The organism is Vibrio sp. 1402, from assembly GCF_033340275.1.
The window spans coordinates 1-548 of sequence record NZ_JAWOWE010000586.1 but is presented as its reverse complement, the minus strand read 5'-3'; the positions used below and the strand labels follow the sequence as shown (position 1 = coordinate 548).

The window sequence follows — 548 nt, the reverse complement described above, 5'->3', positions numbered from 1 at the left end:
AAGTGAATTCTCACACTCTGTTACCTTTTCTTAAACCTAAAGTCCGCCTTATAACGCCATTCCCACTAGCTGTTAACAGTGAGTTTACGACTAACGTTTTGATTAAGCCCATTATCGGCCTCAGAAATGAAGCGGGTTTCGACGCAGAAAAGCAATCAATGGGAAGTGGTGTTGTTGCAAGAGCGGTCGTAACTAAAGATTCACACTGGGTTATTCGTACTTCTTCGTCTTGGCGCGAGTCGATTATTCAAACTGTTGAGCGTGATATTTCTCGCCTTGAGCACTTTGCTCTAATCAAAGCACTGGCTTTTGCTGATCGCACTGGGCTTACCAAAGAGGATTGGCAGTCTCTGCGGGACAGCGGACTACTGCATCTTGTATCGATTTCTGGTTTACACATTGGGATGGCATTGACGTTTGGGCTCGCCCTTGGTGGGCTTATTCGGCTTGCTATGCCGCGATATTGGTTTCTGCCATCAGTGAGTGGGTTGGCGTTTGCCATTGTTTACGCTTGGCTTGCTGATTTTTCGTTGCCGACGACCCGAGCA

1 protein-coding gene is annotated in these 548 nt (G+C 47.3%); it reads left to right on the top strand.

What is annotated here, in order from left to right; genetic code table 11:
- On the top strand, positions 1–548 hold a 548-nt coding region (locus tag R7044_RS27390; protein ID WP_225456247.1), incomplete at both ends, for a ComEC/Rec2 family competence protein.